Origin of the sequence: Sphingomonas sp. OV641 (assembly GCF_900109205.1) — a bacterium.
Lineage (GTDB): Bacteria > Pseudomonadota > Alphaproteobacteria > Sphingomonadales > Sphingomonadaceae > Sphingomonas.
Map to the genome: position 1 here is coordinate 2,199,622 of NZ_FNZB01000001.1, position 20,899 is coordinate 2,220,520.

A 20,899-nucleotide genomic window follows, 5' to 3' on the forward strand; every position below is an offset into this window, starting at 1 on the left:
GGACGATCGCGCCGCAACCACCCGGCGCGGGGATCAGCGCTCGAGGAACTTTAGCAGCGCGATGGCCGGCGCGCGATCGGGAAAGGCGGGATCGCGCAAGGCCTGAGCGATCTGCGCCCGTGCCTCCTCCGTTCGCCCAGCCTCCGCCAGTGCCTGTGCAAAATGCCAGCGGATGCCGGCGTGCGCCGGGTTAAGCACGGCGGCCTTTTCCAGAAGCTGCAGCGCGGCAGAAACATCACCCCGTTCGTACAAGGCCCAGCCATAGGCATCACAGGCCGCCGGGTTCATCGGTGCGAGCCGGTAGGCGGCGCGGCCATGATCCACGCCGCTCGCGCCATCCCCTGCCCCGGCATAGGCATAGGCCAGCTGTGCCTGGACGAGGGCGTCCCGCCCGCCGACCCCGGCGTGCAGCCGCTCCAGCGTTTCGATGGCGGCAGGCCAGTCTCGCGCGCCGAGCTGAAGGTTGGCGAGCGCGCGGTGCGCGATCACGCTTTGCGGGTTTTGCGACAGGTACAGCGCGAGGGCGGACGCCGCCTGCCCCGCGGCGCCGGATCGATTGGCGGCCTCCGCCAGGCGCAGCATGGCGGGCGTGTCGAAGCGCAGATTGGCAGCCTGCTTGTAACGCGGGAGCGCGGCGCCGAACCGCTGCTGCACGGCCAGCACGTCGCCCGCCAGTGTCTGCGCCTCCGGTGCCCCCGGCGATGCGGCGGCAAGCGCGCTGGCGCGCTGCTCCGCTGCAGCGGATTGCCCGGCATCAAGGAGACTGCGGACATAGGCGACCGCGACCGCAGGATCCGCAGGCGCACCAGCCACGGCCGCAGCAAGGGCACCCGTGCCGCCATCGCTGGCAAAAGGCTCCGGATCGGCCAGCGTTGGCCGCGCCGCACGATCAAGGAAGCGCGCCGCCCAGTCCCGCTCCCCCGTCGCCTCAAACGCCCGTCCTGCGAGAGCCAGCGTATAGCTGTCGGCATCAGCGCGCACGGCGATCGGCCGCAGCACGTCAAGCGCGCCTCGTGCGTCGCCCGATCGCAGCAGCGCCGCACCGAGCAGGCGCCGCGCCACCAGGTTCATCGGCTGACGACCGACGATCTCCCGGAAACTGACCACCGCCTGCTCGTAACCCCCATCGGCGTAAGCGAGCATGCCGGTGAGCAGCACCACGCCGGGCATGGCAAGGCCGGCATCGCCCATGCGGCCGAGCAATGCGCGCGCCAGATCGCGCTTGCCGGCCCGGGCAGCCAGGACGGCCTGCAGATACAGCGCCTCCGGGCTGTTGGGCCGGGCGGCCAGCGCGCGGCGGGTTGCCGCGAGCATGGCACGATATCGGCCGGCATCGCCGGCGGTCGCGGCATATTGGATGAGCGCGGGCAGGTAATAAGCGTCGAGCGCCAGCGCCCGATCGAACCAGGGTAGCGCGGCAACAAGGCCGTAGCGGCTGCGCACCACTTCCCCCGCCAGCACGATCGCCGCCAGATTGGCAGGGTCCAGCTCCATGGCGCGGCGCGCGGCGAGATCGGCAGCGAGGATGTCGCCAGCGCCGAATCGGATGCGCCCAAGATCGGCCAAGGCACCGGCATTGTCCGGATCATCCGCCAGGATCGTGTTCAGCAATCGGGTGGCGCCGGGCACGTCGCCACTCACGGCCATGGCGCGGGCCCGGACGCGGGCGGCATAGCCGCGGTAGCGTGGAGCGGCGCGCGCTGCCTCTGACAGTGCGCGATCAGCACTGCCCTGCATCAGATAGGCATCGGCGAACAGGTGATGGAGCCGCGCGCGCGGCATGCCGGCGGCCACTGCGCGGTTCAGCGCGCCCTCGGCGGCCGCGCCATCGCCCACCAGCAGATAAGCACGGCCAAGCACCGCATTGGCGCGCGCCGCTTCCTGGCCGTCGGCCGCGACGAGCGCGTGATTGCGTGCCGCGCTGTAATTGCCGCGCTTCAGCGCCGCGAGGCTGGCGACCAGCGCCGCGCCCGGATCGGGCCGCGCGGCACGGCGGGCGACCAGCACGATCGCGGCCAGCACCAGCGCGGTGATGACCAGCATCGCCACCACGCGAGCCAGCCGCCACGATGGCGTGCCCGCCCGCGCGCGACGGCGACGCCGCCGCCCGCGCAGCAGCGGATAGCGCCCTGCTTCCTCAATCATGCAAGCCGTAGCTCTTCAGCAGATCATACAGGGTCGGGCGGCTGACGCCGAGCAGGCGCGCCGTTTGCGAGATATTGCCATCGGCGCGAGCCAGCGCATGGCGGATCGCCTGACGGTCGGCCGCCTCCCGCGCGGCGCGCAGATTGACGGCACCATCCTCGCCGGCCGCGAGATCCAGGTCGGCGGCCGTCACCGATTTCCCATCGGCCATGATGACGGCGCGCTTCACGCGGTTTTCCAGCTCCCGGACGTTGCCCGGCCAGTCATGCGCATCGATCGCCGCGCGCGCGTCGGAAGAAAGGCCGGATACCGCCGGGTTCATGGTCGCGGCGTAGCGCGTGACGAAATGCCTGGCCAGCAAGGCCGCGTCGCCCGGACGCCCGGCGAGCGAGGGAATGCGCACCACGATTTCGGCCAGCCGGTAATATAGATCCTCGCGAAAGGCACCGGCGGCGACCATGGCGTCGATGTCGCGATGGGTGGCGCAGACAATGCGGGTGTCGACCGCGATCGGCCGCCTGCCGCCGATGCGCTCGATCACCCGCTCCTGAAGAAAGCGCAGCAGCTTCACCTGCAACGCGAGCGGCACGTCGCCGATCTCGTCCAGGAACAAGGTGCCGCCCGCCGCCTGCTCGATCTTGCCCTCGGTGGTCTTCACCGCGCCGGTGAAGGCGCCGCGTTCATGGCCGAACAGTTCGCTTTCCAGCAGTGTCTCGGGAATGGCGGCGCAGTTGATCGCGACAAAGGCGCCACCGGAGCGACGGGAGGCGTCGTGCAGGCCGCGGGCGAGCAGTTCCTTGCCGGTGCCGCTCGCGCCGAGCAGCATGACCGACACATCGGCCGGGGCCACTCGCTCCACGGTGCGCATCACCTTGATCATCTCGGGCGCCGCCGTGATCAGCCCGCCGAGCGCCGGCCCAGTATCGCGCAGCGCGAGGCGGCGGTTTTCCGCTTCCAGATCATGGACGTGAAAGGCGCGCGCAACGATGTGGCCGAGCGCGTCAATGTCGATCGGCTTCTGGTAGAAATCCCATGCGCCATCCGCGATCGCCTGAAGCGCGCTCTCGCGAGCGCCGTGCCCCGAAGCGACGATCACCTTGGTTTCCGGCTTCAGTGACAGGATTTCCGCCAGCGCAGCAAAGCCTTCGCTGGTGCCGTCAGGATCGGGCGGCAGGCCAAGATCGAGCGTGACCACCGCCGGCTCCTCGGCGCGGACCATATCGACGGCACTGGCCCGATCGGCGGCGACCAGCACCTCATAGCCGTCATAGGCCCAGCGCAACTGACGCTGCAGCCCAAGATCATCCTCCACGATCAACAACTTGCGTGGAGCGTTCATGCGGCCAATTCCATTCCCCCGAGCGTCGACGGCGCCAGCGGCAGCGCGATCCGAAAGCTGCTTCCGGTGCCTTCGCGACTGACGACGCTGATCGAACCGCCCATCCCTTCGGCGAGCTGCCGCGCCTCGAACGCGCCGAGGCCGAAGCCGCCCGGTTTGCCCGACACAAAGGGGCGGAAGAGTTGATCGCGTACGAACGCCGTGCTCATGCCGCGCCCGTGATCGACCACCGTGATGCTGGCCTCGCCGTCCGCCGCGGACACGATCAGCTGCACCTCCGCACCGGATGCGCTCGCCTCGATCGCATTCTGGACGAGGTGGGAGACGAGCGTTTCCAGCGCGGCGGGATCGGCCAGCGCGCAGGCCGCCGCTTCGCCCGACGCGCGCACCGGATGCTGGGCCCGACGCCCGGCCGCGATCCGCTCCGCCAGCGCGAGCAGCGGGACGGGGCGGGCCTTTTCGGCACGGCTGGCATGATGCTGCGACAGGCGGGCGAGAAGAGCGTTCATCCGATCCGACGAATCGGACAGGGTCGCCACCATGTCGGCACGGAAGGCCGGGTTGTCGGCGTGCCGCTCGGCATTGCGCGCAACAAGGGTCAACTGGCTGACCAGGTTCTTCAGATCGTGCATGATGAAGGCGAAGCGGCGATTGAATTCGTCGAACCGCTGCGCATCGGCGAGCGCGGCATGGGCGCGCGCCTCCGCCAGATAGCTGGCGGCCTGGCGACCGGCGACGCCGAACAGATCGAAATCCTCCCAATCGAGCGCACGGTTCAGCGCCGGACGGGCAAGGACGATGGCGCCGGCCAGCTCGCCCAGGTGGATGAGCGGAACGATCACCCAGGCCTGGTCGTCGTTGCGCAGCCAAGCGGACACGCAGTCCTGATCGGCCGGCGTTGCCCCGCCGGCGCGCACCGCATCCAGCTCGATGATCCGCCCGGTGGCAGCGAGATGGGCGAAGAGCCGCTGGTCCGGCTGCTCGGGGGACGGCGCCTCTGGCCAGTTCCACACCGATGCGGGGCTAAGCGCGGCGCTGTCCGGCAGGAGCAGCAACCCGCCGGGAGAATCGGTCAGGTCCGCGACCGCCTTCACCACCCGCACATCGAGCGGCGCGGCCGCGCTGCCGGGCGCCCCAAGCGTCTCGGTGAAGCGCAGCCACTCACCGCGATAATCATAGCGGTGGCTGAACAGGTGCTTCGACACCAGCACGCGCGCCCAGGCGCGGGTCCAGGGCGTGGAGACGAGCGCCAGCAGGGCTGCTGTGGTGCCGAAGATGAGCGCGGTCTGCACCAGCCGGGCGTAGCTGCCGCCGACCGATCCGATGATCGCCGTCGCCAGCACGGTGACGGCGACGTACAGCGCCACCGCGACCAGCGCGAGCGACAGCAGCGCCAGGGTGCGCGATACCTGCATCTTGCGTTCGTCGCCGCGCGGCACGGCCAGGCTGAGCAGCGGCGTCAGTGCCACCATCACCGCGCCGCGCAGGTCCATGAGGCCGGCGGGCCAGTCGCCGGTGAGCCACGTGCCCCCGAACACCAGGAGATCGGTGAACCACATCATCGCGAGCGCCACGATCGTCATGCGTTCGCCGCCGTGCCGGCGCGGGTCGCTGCCCTGACGCAGCCGGTTGGCGAGGATCAGCGCGCTGGTCGCGGCCAGCATCTGCAGCAGAAGGCGAGTGTCGAGCAGCGCGGCGGCCGCAATCGGATCGCTGACGATCACCGAGCCCAGCGCGAGCAGGCAGCATGCGACGGTGACGATCGCCACCGCGGCGTAGATTGCACGCACGGCTGGCCAGGCGCCGTCAACCGGCTTCTGCCGGGCCAGCGCGTACATCAGCCATAGCCAGGCGAGATTGCGGACGCCTTCGGCGATCCGGGACGCCACGTCGCGCGCATCAAGCCCGGCCACCGCCAGCGCCCAGAGCGCCGTTGCGAGCAGCCCGGCCATGAACGGTGCGCGCGGCAGCCCGCCGCCGCCGCGCCGCTGCGACAGCGCCAGCGTGCCGAACAGCAGCGCCGCCAGCGCATGGGTCCACAGGGTAATCGGTGCGGCGTTCACCGCGCGCCCGAGGGCCAGAGCACGACCCGCAACGTCTGCAGCAGGATCAGCAGATCGAGGAAGGGCGAATAGTTCTTCGCATAGTAAAGATCATATTCCAGCTTGTGCCGCGCATCCTCAATCGAGGCGCCATAGGGATAATTGATCTGCGCCCAGCCGGTGATGCCGGGCTTCACCATGTGGCGTTCGGCGTAATAAGGCAGCTGCTGTTCCAGCTCCTCCACGAACTGCGGTCGTTCCGGGCGGGGGCCGACGAAGCTCATCTCGCCCTTCAGCACGCTCCAGCATTGCGGCAGTTCGTCGATCCGGACCTTGCGGATGAACCTGCCAATGCGCGTGATGCGGGGATCGCGCTCGAGGGCCCAGACCGCCTGGCCGCCCACTTCCGCATCCTGGCGCATGGAGCGCAGCTTCAGAATGTCGAACGGCTCATTGTAGAGGCCGACGCGGCGCTGGCGGTAAAAGGCGGGGCCGCGGCTTTCCAGCTTGATTGCCAACGCCGTGAGCATGATCAGCGGCAGCGTGACCATCAGCAAGAGGCCACTCGCCGCGATATCAAAGGCGCGCTTCGCCATGGCGGACAGCATGCGGCCCGACGCGAACCCATCGGAAAAGATCAGCCAGGAAGGATTCACGCTGGCGAGGTCGATCCGGCCCGTCTCGCGTTCCAGAAAGGTCGAAAATTCATTCACATGAACGCCCGTCGTCTTGACGCGCAGCAGATCCTTCAGCGGCAGCGCGTTGCGACGCTCCTCGATCGCCAGCACCACCTCCGTCGCGCCGCATTCCACCACGAAGGCGGCGAGATTGGGGATGTCACCGCGCGGCACGGCCTGCGCCACCGCCACCATCGGCTCGCCCATCGCGACATAGCCGGCAACCACGAAGCTGGCACCGTTCGCCCGCTCCAATGCGCCGAGCCGGGCAGCTCGGGGCCCTGCCCCCAGCACCACGATGCGGCGGCGGAACCGCTCACCGCCAAGCATTCGGCGGAACAGCAGCCGCGCCGCTACCAGCCACGCAATGGCGAATAGCATCGCGTAGAACAGGCTGGACCGCCACAAGGTGACGGTGGGCATGAAGAAATACAGCAGGCTGAGGAAGATAACGCCAAGGCATACCGCCACGATCAGCCGCATCACCGCCTGACGGACCGACACCAGAACATCCGCCTGATAGGCGCCGACCGCGACCATCGCGACGGCGAGCGGGACGGCAAAGGCGGCGAGTTGCGGCAGGCGTTCCCAGATCGGCTCCGGGATCATGTCGAGCTGAGCGGCGCGCACCAGCCACCCGCATTCCGCGGCGGCCAGCAGGAGCACGACATCGATCAGCCCGAGCAGGACGACCGCGTTCGGCACGTAATGTTTGAAAACCCTGATCATCGCCCGCGCTCGTCCCTATGGTGTAAGGGAAACCGACACGAGTGCTGTTACAGGAATTGGCAAAGAAAGTTTGAACAGCCCGCCGGATCGAAAATGCTCGTAATGCATTCAAGCACGGGGCATCTTCCACTTTCCTTCGCGCCTGCACTCCTGCGGCGCGTTCATGATGCCGTGAGGAGCTTGCGCGCATGACGTCGATCGTCCCCGTGATCCTGTCCGGCGGATCGGGCACACGGCTGTGGCCCATGTCGACGCCGGAGCGTCCAAAGCAGATGCTGGCGCTGACCGCCGAGCAGACGATGCTGCAGCTGACCGCCGCGCGCGCCTCCGGCGAGCGGTTCGACGCGCCCATCGTGGTGGCAAATGCCCGTCATGCCGACATGATCGAGGAACAGCTTGCCGCCGTCGGTTGCCGACCGCAGGCGCTGATCCTGGAACCGATCGGGCGCAACACGGCGCCGGCCATCGCGCTCGCCGCGCTTTGCGCCGTGGAGCCGGACGCCCCCCTGCTGGTCATGCCATCCGATCATGTGATCGAGGATGTGGACGCTTTTCGCGCCGCCGTTCAGGCCGCGCTGCCGATGGTGGAGCAGGGCTGGCTCGTCACATTCGGCATCACGCCGGACGCTCCCGAAACCGGCTATGGCTATATCAAGGTGGGCGAACCGATCGAGACGGGCGTGTATCGCGTCGATCGCTTCGTCGAAAAGCCACCCCGCGCCGCTGCCGAGGCGATGCTGGCAAGCGGCGACCATGCGTGGAACGGCGGCATCTTCCTGTTCCGCGCCGATGCGTTCCTGGATGCGCTGGCGCAGCACGAACCCGCCATGCTGGACGCCGTCCGCCGCTCGATCGCCGATGGCGAGCGTGCCGGCACGCACATCCGGCCGTCCGCTGTCGCCTTCTCCGAGGCGCCGAACGAGTCGATCGATTATGCGGTCATGGAAAAGTCGGATCGGGTCGCTGTCGTGCCGGTGTCGATGGGCTGGAACGATGTCGGCAGCTGGGACGCGCTTCACGCGATCAGCGCGTGCGACCCCGCAGGCAACGCAATCCGCGGCGAGGTGATCGCGCTTGATACCAACAACTGCCTGGCGCGCAGCGATGGCGTGCGCATCGCCATGGTGGGCGTGAGCGACCTGATCGTCGTGGCATCAGGCAACGACGTGCTGGTCCTGCCCCGTGGCCGCAGCCAGGAAGTAAAGATGCTCTTGGAAGCGATGAAGTCCAGCGGCGGCTCCGACGCAAGAAGCCCGGAGGCGGAGCTGGGCGCGCTCAAAGGGTAACCGTCAGCCCATCATTTATCGGCACATCGGCCCATTGCCCGGTCAGCTCATCGAGCCGGGAACGGATCGCCGCGATGTCCTCGGCCGAGATGGTCGCCGCCTCATGGCCGCGCGCCGCGCAGGCGCGCTCGTAGGTGGCGATCAGATCCGCCACCGGCACCCGCCCGCCCCACATTTCCGCCTGAAACACTTCCACCAGGCGCTCGACCGCTTGATCCTCCTGCGCGCCGCCGGTGTCGAAGCCGACCGCCTGCCCCTCAGCCACGAGCGTCAGAAAGCCGCGGTGCGCCAGCACGCTCTCCACCGCGACATGGATCATGTCATGGGGGATGATGCCCTGTTTCGGGCAGGCGATCGTTTCCGTGGTGCCATCAGCGCGGCTGATGGTGAGTTCGTCGTACTTGCCGCCGCGCTTTACGAAGGTGAGGTCCATGGGGAGGAACCTATTGCTGCTTGAGGACCGGCACCATCGTCTTTGCAGACGGGCATGGCCGCGCGGCGTCAGGGAAATTCTTCGTCAGGCTTCACGCGCGCCGCGCCGGCGCGAGCCTGTCAAGCGGACTGCCGGTCCAGCAAGGTGGCGGTGTCGAGGCCGAGAAGGTCGATATAGGCGCGAATGCGGGGCCATTGCTGGCTGACGAAAGAGTCGCGTTCGGCGATGCGGAGCCGCTCCGCGGCGCCGGGCAGCACGAACATGCCGACGCCGCGCCGCACCTCCACATAGCCTTCATCCTGGAACGACTGATAGGCCTTGGCGACGGTCAGCGGGTTCGCCCCATGCTCGGCCGCAAGCGCACGCACCGAGGGCAGCTGATCGCCTGCGCGGAAGTCACCACGCAGGATCCCCGCCGCGATCGTTCCGCGAAGTCTGATATAGACCGGGCTGTCTTCGTTGCTCAGCGCTGTCATGCTGCCTTAATACAGCAAATAACGGCCCAGGCCAGCCAAGAAGTGTCCGGATCGGTTGCCCGACCCGGCACGACGGGCGCGATCAGTCCAGAATGTGCATCCACAGCGGCTCGCCGGCCAGGCTTTGCGACCCGCGCAACCGCTCCAGCGCCGCTTCGATATGCGACTCGGGCGCCTCATGCGTGACGATGGCGACCAGCGCCGTTCCGTCGACAGGCGCCGCGCGCTGGATGAGGCTCTCGATCGACACGCCAGCATCGCGCATCGCCGCCGCGATTTCCGCCAGCACGCCGACCCGATCCGCCACGGTGAAGCGCAGATAGGCACGGCCGCGGCGCTCGCCAGTGGGTGCCGCCGGCGCTTCCGCCAGCGAGGCGACCGGCATCGCATAAGGCGGACCATATTCGCCGCGCGCGATATCGATGAGATCGGCGACGACGGCGCTGGCGGTCGGGCCGTCCCCGGCGCCGGCACCCTGGAACAGCAGGCGGCCGACGAAATTGCCCTCGGCGACCACCGCATTGGTGGATCCGGTGACATGCGCCAACGGGTGATCCGATGGGACGAGATGCGCATGGACGCGCTGGAACAGGCCGTTGGCGCCTGCCTCGGCCACGCCCACCAGCCGAACACGGTAACCGAGCGTCGCGGCCTCCGCGATGTCAGCCGCGAGGACATGGCGGATGCCGCTGATCGCAACAGCCCCGAAGGCCGGTCGCGTGCCAAAGGCGATGGAGGAGAGGATCGACAGCTTGTGCGCGGCATCGACACCATCGATGTCGAACGAGGGATCCGACTCGGCATAGCCAAGCGCCTGTGCTTCCGAGAGCACGTCGGCGAAGTCTCGGCCCTCGGCCTCCATCTTGCTGAGGATGAAATTGCAGGTGCCGTTCAGGATCCCATAGACGCGGCCGATGTCATTGGCGGCGGCGCCTTCGCGCAGGCCCTTGATCACCGGGATACCGCCGGCGACGGCCGCCTCGAACTTCAGCGGCACCTTGGCGGCTTCGGCCGCGTCGGCAAGCTCCAGACCGTGGTGCGCCAGCATGGCCTTGTTGGCCGTGACGAAGCCCTTCCCCGCAGCGAGCGTCGCGCGGGCCAGTGCGAGCGCAGGGCCATCCGCGCCGCCGACCAGCTCCACCACGACATCGGCATCGCAGCGCGCCAGTGCGCTGGTATCATCGATCCATTCGAAACCGCTGATGTCGACGCCGCGATCCTTGGTACGATCGCGCGCCGACACGGCAACGATCTCGATCGGCCGACCGGCACGCCGCGTGATCAGTTCGCGGTTCGCCTCCAGCACGCGGATCACCCCGCCGCCGACCGTCCCGAGCCCCGCCAATGCCACGCGCAATGCTGTCGTCATCTTTACCCCCTCATCGCGCAGGAGCGAGTAAGCACTTGGCGGTGCCGTGTCGACCTTGCGCGTGCACGGGACGGTAAAGATCCAAACACGATCTAATTTTTGGCCGTATCCCCCTTTTGGGGGATGTGCCCTGCGGTCGACTCCTGCCAATGATTAGCTGCGACCCAAGCCCGTGATTCCACGGGCAACCTGCCCGGCCCCTCTTCACGGAAGGGCCGGGCAACTTTTTTCGTAGCTGATCAGGCTGCCTGGGCGAACACCTGCTGCTCCGCTTCATTGGCCACCACGGCCGGCTGCTCGGCCAAGGGCGTTTCCTTGGCGACGTGCTGCGCGGCGCGTGGATTCGGGAAGGCGATCCGGGAGACCAGGACAACCAGCCCGAGCGCGAGATAGGTGACGACCACACCAACCGGCTGGATGACGAAGGCTGCGCCCAGCGCGAGACGCAGCCACAAGGGGTTGAAGCCGAAGTCTTCACCCAAGGCGTTGCAGATGCCGAGCAGGTTATCCTTCGGTGCGGTGAGCGGCTGGGCGGCGGTGGTCATTGCGATTGCTCCGGTCTGTAACGGCGTCGGCCGTTGATGCCGGGCGATTTGCAGCTTCCGTGCCAGACATGGTTTTCCTGCTTTTTTAGCTACTTGCCGAAGCTCGGCGCTTGGTCGCCATCCGCAACTGCCGGACAGGGCGCCAGATAGTGGCGATATTTGCCAACCCAGCGGGGTGCGCCGGGTGAGGATCGCATTGGCGCCGCATCCTTGATGTGCCAGCATGCCGCGATGACCATGCCGCCAAAACCTGTTGCCGAACTCACCCCGCGCGCCGTGCTGCTGGGCGGATTGATCACATTGCTGTTCACGGCGGCGAACGTCTATCTCGGCCTGAAGGTCGGGCTCACCTTTGCGACGTCGATCCCCGCGGCGGTGATCTCCATGGCGATCCTGCGCCAGTTCCGCGGCTCGTCCATCCTTGAGAACAATATCGTCCAGACCATCGCCAGTGCTGCCGGCACGCTGGCCGCGATCATCTTCGTGCTGCCGGGGCTGGTGATCATCGGCTGGTGGCAGGGCTTCCCCTTTCACCTGACAGCCGGGATCACGGCGCTTGGCGGCGTGCTGGGCGTGATGTTCTCGGTGCCGCTGCGGCGCGCGCTGGTGGTGGAGAGCGACCTTCCCTATCCCGAGGGGCGCGCGGCGGCGGAGGTGCTGGAGGTCGGCTCCGGCTCACGCGCGGGGGCGGCGGAAAGCGCGGCGGGGCTTCGCCTGCTGGTATCCGGTAGCGTGGCATCGGCCGGCTTCGCGATCCTGACCCAGATGAAGCTGGCGGCGGCGGAGGTCGGCACCTGGTTCCGGCTGGGCAGCGGCGCGACCGGGGCAGCGGGCAGCCTGTCGTTCGCCTTGTTCGGCGTCGGTCATCTGGTTGGCCTGTCGGTCGGCCTTGCCCAGCTCGTCGGCCTTGTCACCGCCTGGTTCATCCTGCTGCCGATCCTCACCGCGGCACAGCCGGCGGCGGGTGACGTGGAAAGCTGGGCGGGAGCGATCTTCCGCGAAGACGTGCGCTTCTTCGGTGCCGGCGTGATCGGCATCGCTGCCGTCTGGACGCTGGTGCGGATCGCGCGGCCGGTGGTCGGCGGTGTCACCTCGGCGCTGGCCGCCAGCCGGGCACGGCACGCCGGCGAAGCGCTGGCGCTGGAGGAGCAGGATCTGCCGATCGGCGTGGTAGCCGGCGCCGCACTGGCCCTGCTGCTGCCGATCGCCTGGTTGTTGTGGAGCGTCGCGAGCGCCGGCCCGATCGCCGGCTCTGCCGCAGTGTTGGTAGCGGGCGCGCTCGTCTTCGTCGTGGTGATCGGGCTGATGATCGCCACCGTCACGGGCTATATGGCCGGCCTGATCGGGGCCTCCAATTCGCCGGTATCGGGGATCGGGATCCTCTCCATCCTGGCCGCGTCCCTGCTGCTGGTGGGTCTGTTCGGGCGCGACCTGCCGGCTGACACGACTGCCGCCCTGGTCGCATATGCGCTGATCGTCACCGGCATCGTGTTCGGCATCGCCACCATCGCAAATGACAATCTGCAGGACCTGAAAACCGGGCAGCTGGTCGGCGCGACACCGTGGAAGCAGCAGGTGGCGCTGGTGATCGGCGTGATCTTCGGGTCGATCGTGGTACCGCCAGTGCTTGACCTGCTGAACACCGCGTTCGGCTTCGCCGGCGCGCCAGGTGCCGGGCCGAACGCGCTGGCCGCGCCGCAGGCCGGGCTGATCTCCTCACTCGCGAAGGGCGTGCTGGGCGGCGATCTCAACTGGTCGATGCTGCGCTGGGGCGCGCTGGCGGGCGTGATCTTCATTGCCCTGGACGAGGCGCTGGGCAAAGCGAAGCGCCTGCGCCTGCCGCCGCTCGCGATCGGCATCGCCATCTACCTGCCGATGGCGGTGATCCTGCCGGTGGTGCTCGGCGCGCTGATCGGCGCGGCCTATGATCGCTGGGCGGATCGCACCGCCAACCCGGAAGCCGCGCGGCGCATGGGAACGCTGACCGCGACCGGCATGATCGTCGGCGAGAGCCTGTGGGGCGTGGCCTTTGCCGGGATCGTCGCCGCCAGCGGGAGCGACACGCCGCTCGCGGTGGTGGGCGACGGCTTCGTGCCCGTCGCCCTGACCGGCGGCGCCCTGTTGTTCGTGGCGCTGATCGCGTGGCTTTACCGCGCCACGCGCCGCGCCGTCACATCAGCGCCAGCAGCTTAGAGATCTCCACAAAGGCGAAGCCGACCGAGCTGTCGGCGATACCATAAGGCATGAACAACTTGTCCCCCTGCCGCATCGCGCCGCAGGTATAGACCACGTTGGGCACATAGCCTTCGCGGTCCTGATCGGCGGCCGCCAGGATCGGCTCACGCGTGCGGCCGAGCACCTTGGACGGATCGTTCTTGTCGAGCAGCGCCGCGCCGATCGAATATTTGCGCATCGCGCCCACGCCATGGGTGAGCAGCAGCCAGCCCTCGTCGACCTCGATGGGCGGGCCGCAATTGCCGATCTGCACCAGTTCCCAAGGGAACACCGGGGTTAGGATAAGCTCTCCATCGTCCCAATGATCGAGCCGGTCCGACCGCAGCAGATACAGGTTCTCGCCATCCTGCCGACCGATGGAGAGATATTCGCCGTTCACCGTGCGCGGGAACAGCGCAATGCCCTTGTTGCGGGCGGCCGATCCGGTCATCGGCACCAGATCGAAAGCGCGGAAATCGCGCGTGCGCAGCAGTTCGGACTGGATGCTGGCGCCATTATAGGCCGTGTACGTACCGAGCCACTCCAGCGAGCCATCGTCATGGGTGAAGTGGACGAGGCGCAAATCCTCCAGCCCCTTCGACTGCGCCTCGGTGATCGGGAAGATCACCGTGCCCGACAGGGTGGAATCGCGGTTCCGATGCACCGTGACGGGGCCAGTCGGAATGTCCTGCCCGTCGATCCCGTGCGCGTCGGCCGCAGTGGCGAAGGGCGGTTCGGGCGCCAGCATCAGCTGATTGTCGCTGGTGATGATCCCTTCGCGGAAAGCGACGGAGGAGATATGGCCCTCACCCACCGCACGAAGGCTCATCAGGATGCGCTGCGACCCTTCGGTCATCCCGGACTGATCGGGATGCGGCACCGCGCTGGGGTTCATCAGCGCCGCGGCCGCATAGCTATATTCGTGACAGAAATAGGCGCCGATCAGCTGCCGCTTCTCATCATCGATGGCCAGGTTATCCAGCCCGTGAAGCTCGGCGATTTCCGCGAAGCGGGTCAGGAACACGCGGCGCGTTTGCCAGTGGCGCGCCTCGAAATCCTTGAGCACGGCAGCCAGCTGCTCGCTCGCCTGGATCGACGTCATAGCCAGAACGGCATCGATCATTCGTTGGGAACGGCTTTGCCCCTGACCGTTCATCGCCGATTTGGCGATATGGAACGGGCGCACCACGACACGCGACGGGTCGGCATGGAGCCGGAGCCGATGATTGAACAAGTCCAAGAAAAAGGCCTCGTATTGTCGTCCGGAAGTCGACGCGCCAAGGCAAGCGGGGCTTACGCGACAGCGCGCCCCGTTCCTGCCACGGCTTGCGCTGCCTTTGAAAGCCTAGAAATCGCGCAGTTCGACAATTGCAGCGCCAGAATGGACTCGGCGCCCTGATTTCGGTTCAAACCGGTGGGCATCAGCCCATCGAAACAGCCGCCATCCTGCACCGTGGCGAGCGGCAGATCGAGATCGTTCTGCCCGAAATACCAGCCATAGGCCCGCTCCGCCTCTGTCCGCCAACGTTCTTCGCCCGTGGCCGCAAAGGCGGCGCAGCACGCTTCAACCGTTGCCTGCGCTTCCAGCGGCTGCTGATCGAACGGCAGCGGATCGGCATAGGGCCGCCCAAAGCTTTCGGTGCCCACAGCGCGGAAGCGACCCTCCGGGCTCTTTTGCTGTTCGATGATCCAGGCCAGCGTCTCCAGGCCGGTATCCACCACATCCTGCCGGCCGATCGCCTGCCCGGCGCGGATCAGCGCCTCGGGCAGTCGGGCGTTGTCATAGGCGAGAACAATCTCGAACCAGACCCAATTGGGGCGCCGTGCGGCATCCAGCAGGGCCATATGCTCGTCCGGGAAGCGCGTGAGGATCGAATGCGCGAGCTGATGCCCGGGCGATGCCTCCAGCATGGCGGCCGCACCCAGCATGGCGAAGGATTGCGCGCGCGGACTGCCAAGCTCGAAGGCGAGGCTTGCCGTCATGTCGAACATCATCGTCGCCCAGTCGCGATGCTTGCGGCTGCGCGCGTCTCGCGCGGTGACGCCAAGCGCCCACAAGGCGCGACCGTTGGAATCCTCCGACCCCTCGTCCTCGCACCACGTCCGATCGAAGTTCATGAAGTTGCGGAAGCGGCGCTGTTCCGGGTTCCATGCGAACTGCACAAAGGACGCGTAGATGGTGGTCCATTTGTCCCGTGCAGCGTCGTCGAGGTCGTCCATCGCGCTCATCAGGATCAGCGCGCGTGCATTGTCATCGATGCAATAACCGTGGCGACGATCGGGCACGGAATAGATCGAATGCTGCAGCATCCCGGTCGAATCGCTCATCCGCTCCACGGCGGAGAGATCAGGCGCGTGAGGCTTGATCGGCCCGGAAGAGGCGATGCGCTGAGGGCGCCCGTCAACGATCGACGTAATCTCGTTCATTGCTCGCTCCGCCACACGTGACCAAGTCATCGTCCGGCCGCGCTCATAGGCGCGTGCGGACAGGCGTGAGCGGTTGCGCTCGCTGCCCAAAAGGCTGTTGATCTCACGCGCGAAAGCCGCCGCATCCCGGAAGTCGACCAGCACGCCATGTCCGTCGGCCAGGATCTCCGTGGCATGGACATAAGGCGTGGAGATCACGGCCTTGCCCACGCCCACGGCATAGGAGAGCGTGCCGCTCGTGATCTGTGCCGGGTTCAGATACGGCGTGACATAGATGTCGGCCGCCTGGAGATAGTCGATCAGTTCGTCCTGCTCGACAAAGGCATCAACGAAAGCGACGTTGTTTTCGACGCCGAGTTCGCGGGTCAGCGCCTTCAGGCCATCGCGATATTTCTCGCCTTCATGGGCGACGAGATTGGGATGGGTGGCGCCCAGCACGATATACATCGCATCCGGGTTCTGCTCCACGACGCTGGGCATTGCCTCGATCACCGTCTCGATGCCCTTGCCCGGCGCGAGCAGGCCGAAGGTGAGGATCACCTTGCGCCCCGACCAGCCGAAGCGCGGCTTCACCGTGGCGGGATCGGCGAAGGGGCGATCGGGCACGCCATGCGGAATGGTGACGATCGAGCGCGGATTGGCGCCATGGACCCGCGTCAGGATGTCCCGACCGCGTTCGGCCATGACGATGACCTTTGCCGCACGCCGCAGCAGCCCTTCCATCACCGCCCGCTCCTGCGCGCTCGGCTTTTCCAGAACGGTGTGCAGCGTGACGATCAACGGCAGATTGGTACGATCGAGCAGCGCCAGGATATGCTCCCCGGCCGCGCCACCGAAGATGCCATATTCGTGCTGGAGCCAGATCGCCTGTGCGCCGGACGTCTCGATCGCTCTCGCAGTTGCGATATAGGCTGCCCGATCATCCTGCGGGATCGTGCCAGTGACGCACGAGGGATAATCATAGCGACCGGGATGATCGTCCATCGCGTACACATCGACGGACAGATCCGGATAGCGGCTTTTCAGGGCGTTGAACGTATCGGTCGTGAAGGTCGCAAGCCCACATTTTCGCGGCAGAAAATTGCCGATGAGGGCGATGTGCGTGACGCTGTTGTTCTCGACCGCTTGGTTCATCCTCATATGCCTTTGCTACGGAAGAGCGCCCGTTAACATGGCGTTCAGCGTTACAACCCGCCTGACGCGGGTTGGTTGCGCAATCTGCTGCAATGCAGCGCTGAATTGTCCCGGAAAGCGTTCAGCCGCGCCCGCGGTAGGACGGAACCCCCTGATCGGGGACCCACAGGTCCGCAGGCGGCGCGCCGGTCTGCCAAAAGACGTCAATCGGGATGCCGCCGCGCGGATACCAATAGCCGCCGATTCGCAGCCACCGCGGCTTCATTTCCTCGACCAGCCGCTCACCAATGCCGACCGTGCAATCCTCATGAAAGGCGGCGTGATTGCGGAAGCTGCCGAGAAACAGCTTCAGCGATTTGGATTCAACAATGGTGTCGCCGGGCACGTAATCGATCACGAGATGCGCGAAGTCGGGCTGGCCGGTAACGGGGCACAGTGACGTGAATTCCGGCGACACGAAGCGGACCAGATAATTGCGGCCGAGGCGCGGATTGGGAACGTAATCGAGCACCGCCTCTTCCGGGCTGGCGGGAAGCGGGCTGTTCTTGCCGAGATGGAGTGTCATGCGGAGCAGATAGGGGCAGGCTCGCCGCGATACCAGTTCGCCGGCGTTGGTCCGCGCGTGTTTCGACAAGCGGGAATTGGAGGCTAAGAGAAGCGCATGGACCCACTTGTCTCCGCCCAATGGCTTGCCGCCGAGATCGGCGCGCGTGATCTTCGCCTTGCCGATTGCACCTGGTTTCTGCCCGGTGATGGACGGGACGCCGCGGCGGAATATCTCGCCGGGCACATCCCCGGCGCGGTCTTTCTTGACCTGGCGGAGATGACCGACACGGAAACGAGCCTGCCGATGATGCTGCCCGGACCGGAGAAGTTCGCCAGCCGGATGGGCCGGCTGGGGCTTGGCGATGGCACGCGGATCGTGCTGTACGACCAGTCTCCGCATCACACCGCGGCGCGCGGCTGGGCCATGTTGCGCAGCTTCGGCATCACCGATGTCGCCATTCTCGACGGCGGGCTGGATGCGTGGGGCAGGGCCGGTGGTGCGCTGGCGATCGGCGAGGAAGCGCCGCGGCCGCGGCACATCACGCCGCGCGATCGCGGCCGCGCCATCCGCGATCTGATGCACATGAAGGCCGTGCAGGCCAGCGGCGCCGAACAGATCGTCGACGCACGCTCCCCAAGCCGCTTTGCCGGGGCCGAAGCGGAGCCGCGCGCGGGCGTGACCCCCGGGCATATACCTGGTTCGACCAACCTTCATTACGCCCGCTTCTTCCGCGAAGATGGCACATGGAAGGACGTGGACGCGCTGCGCGCCCTCTTCAACGACGCCGGTATCGACCTCGAGCGGCCGATGGTGGCGACCTGCGGCTCAGGCGTGACCGCCGCGGTGATCGCCTTTGCCGCGCATCTGCTGGGGCGCGAGGTGCCGGTCTATGACGGAAGCTGGGCGGAGTGGGGCGCCGATCCCGCCACGCCGAAGGAGACCGGGGCATGAGCAAGGACCGGCCGATCGCCGATGCTACCCGTGTCGTTGCCGCCGGGCGGCGCGCGGAATGGACGCAGGGGATCGTCAACCCGCCGCTGTGGCGCGCCTCCACCCACCTTTATGACTCGGTCGCCGAGCTGCGCGCCAATGGTGCGCGCGATACCCACCACCGCCTGTTCTACGGCCGGCGCGGCAGCCCGACGCAATGGAGCCTGGCAGAGGCGCTGACCGAGCTTGAGCCGGGTGCGGAGGCGACTTTCCTCTACCCCTCCGGCGTGGCGGCGATCGCGGCGGCGCTGCTGAGCGTGCTCTCCCCCGGTGACGAATTGCTGGTGCCGGACGCCGCCTATGATCCGACCCGCGCCATGGCGACGGGGCTGCTGAAGCGCTTCGGCATCACTTCGCGCTTCTACGATCCGCTGATCGGGGCGGGCATCGCGGACCTGATCGGCGAGCAGACCCGCGCCGTCTTCATGGAAAGTCCGGGCAGCCTCACCTTCGAGGTGCAGGACGTGCCCGCGATCGTGGCGGCGGCCAAGGCACGGGGCGTGACCACGCTGCTCGACAACACCTGGGCCACGCCGCTGCGCTTTCGCGCGATCGAGAAGGGGGTCGACCTCGCGATCCTCGCCTGCACCAAATATGTCGTGGGCCATTCTGACGTAATGCTGGGCAGCGTCACCGCCGCGCCTTCGCACTGGCGCAAGCTGCGCGAGGTCAGCTTCCAACTGGGACAGGTGGCAAGTCCCGACGACGCCTGGCTCGGCTCGCGCGGCCTGCGCACCATGGCGGTGAGGCTAGCACAGCATGAGGCAAGCGCGCTCAAGATTGCGCGCTGGCTGGAGACCCGGCCGGAGGTGGACCGCGTTCTTCACCCGGCTTTGCCATCCTGCCCTGGCCATGAGCTTTTCGCGCGAGACTTCATCGGCGGCAGCGGGCTTTTCTCCTTCGTGCTGAAGGGCGGCGATGAGGCGGCGCGCGCGGCGCTGATCGACGGGCTTCACCATTTCGGCATCGGTTACTCCTGGGGTGGCTTCGAAAGCCTGGCGATCCCCGTCGACCCCGAACGCCATCGCAGCGCGACCCGGCCCGACTTTGCCGGGCCGCTGGTGCGATTGCAGATCGGGCTGGAGGATCCGGACGACCTGATCGCCGATCTGGCGGCCGGCCTCGGCCGGTTCAGCGCGGCACGGGGATGACGCCGATGGAAGCGTGGCTCGACGCGAACGGCCTGGCACTGCCATCGCGGATGGACGCGCTGGAGGTGGCGATCGCGGGGGCGCTGATCGTGCTGGCGCTTGCGCTGGGCGTCTTCGCGCAGCGCTCGTTCGGCGCGCGGGCGAGTCAGTTCTGGAAGACCCATGTCGCGCATCACGGCGAGGGTCTGTGGGAGCGGATGCCCGCCATCCTGCGACACGGCGTTGCCGCCTTGGCAACGTCGATCGTCATGTCGGCCTATCCCTGGTCCGCTTGGGGCGGGCTGCCGATCGGCCTGGCGCTGGGCAGCGCCGCCGCGCTGGCGGCGCATCAGGTGTTGCGTGGGCTCGGCATTCCGCGCTGGATCTCCTGGCTGGTGTCCAGCATCCTGTTCATCGCGCTCTTCAGCCGGGCGGTGGGCGGGCTGGATGCAATCACGGCCACGCTGGACGGCGTTGGCGTGGATGTCGGCCGACGCCGGCTGTCGCTGCTGGCGATCACCAGCGCGCTGCTCGTCATCGTCATCATCATCGCCATCGTTCGCTTGGCGAACCGGATCGTCAGCCACGCCATTGCGCGGACGACCACGCTGGACGCGACGCAGAAGCTGCTGGGTCAGAAGCTGGCCACCATCGCCATTGTCGTGGCGGCGTTTCTGTTCTCGATCGACCTGTTGGGCATCGACCTGACCGCCTTTGCCGTCTTCTCCGGTGCCATGGGCCTGGCGGTCGGCTTCGGCCTGCAGAAGACCGTCGGCAACCTGATCGCGGGCATCATCCTGCTGATGGACCGTTCGATCAAGCCGGGCGACGTGATCGTCGTCGGCGACAGCTTTGGCTGGGTCAACAAGATCGGGGTGCGTGCCGTCAGCGTGGTGACGCGCGACGGCAAGGAACATCTCATCCCGAATGAAAACCTGATGACGCAGGAGGTGGAGAACTGGTCCTTCACCAACCGCAACGTGCGCGTGCGCATCCCGGTGAGCGTCGCGTACAATTGCGACCTGAAAGTCGCGCAGGAACTGATGTTCGCCGCCGCTGCCGAGTCGCCACGTGTGCTTGCCAGCCCCAAGCCCAACGTGTGGCTGACGGGGTTCGGCAATGACGGGGTCGAGCACGAGATCCTGGCCTGGATCAGTGACCCGGAGAGCGGTGTCGGCAACGTCCGGTCAGACGTGCTCAACCGATTGTGGTGGAAGTTCAAGGAAGCGGGTGTCGCCCTCCCCTTCGCCCAGCGCGACATCTATGTGCGCAGCTGGCCGGGCGAGCCGCTGCCGGTCGGGCGCGACAGAGCGCCGGATGAACCGACGATTTAATGGCTTGGAAACTCAAGCCGTCCGCTGACGACGGAAAGGCTTCAGACGATCGTGGCGCCGGCAGTTGATCGTCCACGTTCGC

16 protein-coding genes are annotated in these 20,899 nt (G+C 67.2%); 5 read left to right on the forward strand and 11 right to left on the reverse strand.

What is annotated here, in order from left to right; all coding sequences use genetic code 11:
• Positions 1-33: 33 nt before the first annotated feature.
• The 4 genes from BMX36_RS10510 to BMX36_RS10525 are packed head-to-tail and all read right to left on the reverse strand — an operon-like array spanning position 34 to position 6,932.
• Positions 34-2,145, reverse strand: coding sequence for a tetratricopeptide repeat protein (locus BMX36_RS10510; protein WP_093064946.1), 2,112 nt, complete (start codon positions 2,143-2,145; stop codon positions 34-36).
• Positions 2,138-3,484 carry a PEP-CTERM-box response regulator transcription factor gene (gene prsR / locus BMX36_RS10515; RefSeq protein ID WP_093064948.1) on the reverse strand — a complete coding sequence of 449 codons (1,347 nt, stop codon included), beginning with the start codon at positions 3,482-3,484 and terminating at the stop codon, positions 2,138-2,140. Before prsR ends, BMX36_RS10510 begins: the two co-directional genes overlap by 8 nt.
• Positions 3,481-5,547, reverse strand: a complete 2,067-nt coding sequence (prsK, locus tag BMX36_RS10520) for an XrtA/PEP-CTERM system histidine kinase PrsK (protein WP_093064950.1) — start codon at positions 5,545-5,547, stop codon at positions 3,481-3,483. Before prsK ends, prsR begins: the two co-directional genes overlap by 4 nt.
• The gene (locus BMX36_RS10525; protein WP_093064951.1) at positions 5,544-6,932 is read right to left on the reverse strand and encodes a TIGR03013 family XrtA/PEP-CTERM system glycosyltransferase; all 1,389 of its coding nucleotides are present in this window, start codon (positions 6,930-6,932) and stop codon (positions 5,544-5,546) included. Before BMX36_RS10525 ends, prsK begins: the two co-directional genes overlap by 4 nt.
• A 245-nt stretch (positions 6,933-7,177) precedes the next feature.
• On the opposite strand from BMX36_RS10525, the gene BMX36_RS10530 reads away from it, so the two are divergent.
• Positions 7,178-8,218 carry a mannose-1-phosphate guanylyltransferase gene (locus BMX36_RS10530; protein WP_371262862.1) on the forward strand — a complete coding sequence of 347 codons (1,041 nt, stop codon included), beginning with the start codon at positions 7,178-7,180 and terminating at the stop codon, positions 8,216-8,218.
• Here the strand turns inward: BMX36_RS10530 and BMX36_RS10535 are convergent.
• The 4 genes from BMX36_RS10535 to BMX36_RS10550 all read right to left on the reverse strand — a co-directional run bounded on the left by BMX36_RS10535 (position 8,208) and on the right by BMX36_RS10550 (position 11,041).
• Positions 8,208-8,651 carry a hypothetical protein gene (locus tag BMX36_RS10535; protein ID WP_093064955.1) on the reverse strand — a complete coding sequence of 148 codons (444 nt, stop codon included), beginning with the start codon at positions 8,649-8,651 and terminating at the stop codon, positions 8,208-8,210. The genes BMX36_RS10530 and BMX36_RS10535 overlap by 11 nt on opposite strands.
• A gap of 119 nt (positions 8,652-8,770) precedes the next feature.
• Entirely contained in the window at positions 8,771-9,127 is a 357-nt protein-coding gene (locus BMX36_RS10540) for a GntR family transcriptional regulator (protein WP_066780606.1), read from the reverse strand.
• 82 nt (positions 9,128-9,209) lie between these two features.
• On the reverse strand, positions 9,210-10,496 hold the full coding sequence (locus BMX36_RS10545; protein ID WP_093064957.1) for a homoserine dehydrogenase: 1,287 nt from the start codon (positions 10,494-10,496) through the stop codon (positions 9,210-9,212).
• A gap of 239 nt (positions 10,497-10,735) precedes the next feature.
• The gene (locus tag BMX36_RS10550) at positions 10,736-11,041 is read right to left on the reverse strand and encodes a PspC domain-containing protein (RefSeq protein WP_093064959.1); all 306 of its coding nucleotides are present in this window, start codon (positions 11,039-11,041) and stop codon (positions 10,736-10,738) included.
• Positions 11,042-11,272: 231 nt separating this feature from the next.
• Here BMX36_RS10550 and BMX36_RS10555 point away from each other — a divergent pair, with 231 nt between their 5' ends.
• Complete coding sequence (locus tag BMX36_RS10555; protein ID WP_093065497.1) at positions 11,273-13,234, forward strand: OPT family oligopeptide transporter; 1,962 nt, start codon at positions 11,273-11,275, stop codon at positions 13,232-13,234.
• On the opposite strand, the gene BMX36_RS10560 is transcribed toward BMX36_RS10555, so the two are convergent.
• From BMX36_RS10560 to queF, 3 genes are all read right to left on the reverse strand, one after another.
• Positions 13,212-14,495, reverse strand: coding sequence for a glycoside hydrolase family 130 protein (locus BMX36_RS10560; RefSeq protein ID WP_066780615.1), 1,284 nt, complete (start codon positions 14,493-14,495; stop codon positions 13,212-13,214). The genes BMX36_RS10555 and BMX36_RS10560 overlap by 23 nt on opposite strands.
• 53 nt (positions 14,496-14,548) lie before the next feature.
• Positions 14,549-16,816, reverse strand: coding sequence for a glycosyltransferase family 4 protein (locus BMX36_RS10565; RefSeq protein WP_093064961.1), 2,268 nt, complete (start codon positions 16,814-16,816; stop codon positions 14,549-14,551).
• 121 nt (positions 16,817-16,937) lie between these two features.
• Positions 16,938-17,381, reverse strand: coding sequence for a preQ(1) synthase (gene queF / locus BMX36_RS10570; RefSeq protein WP_093064963.1), 444 nt, complete (start codon positions 17,379-17,381; stop codon positions 16,938-16,940).
• A 96-nt stretch (positions 17,382-17,477) separates the two neighbouring features.
• On the opposite strand from queF, the gene BMX36_RS10575 reads away from it, so the two are divergent.
• Genes BMX36_RS10575 through BMX36_RS10585 form a run of 3 tightly spaced genes read left to right on the forward strand, consistent with a single transcriptional unit; the run spans position 17,478 to position 20,817 of the window.
• Positions 17,478-18,314, forward strand: coding sequence for a sulfurtransferase (locus tag BMX36_RS10575; protein WP_093064965.1), 837 nt, complete (start codon positions 17,478-17,480; stop codon positions 18,312-18,314).
• On the forward strand, positions 18,311-19,504 hold the full coding sequence (gene metC, locus BMX36_RS10580) for a cystathionine beta-lyase (RefSeq protein WP_093064967.1): 1,194 nt from the start codon (positions 18,311-18,313) through the stop codon (positions 19,502-19,504). Before BMX36_RS10575 ends, metC begins: the two co-directional genes overlap by 4 nt.
• Before the next feature lie 5 nt (positions 19,505-19,509).
• Entirely contained in the window at positions 19,510-20,817 is a 1,308-nt protein-coding gene (locus tag BMX36_RS10585) for a mechanosensitive ion channel family protein (RefSeq protein ID WP_371262852.1), read from the forward strand.
• Positions 20,818-20,899 lie beyond the last annotated feature (82 nt).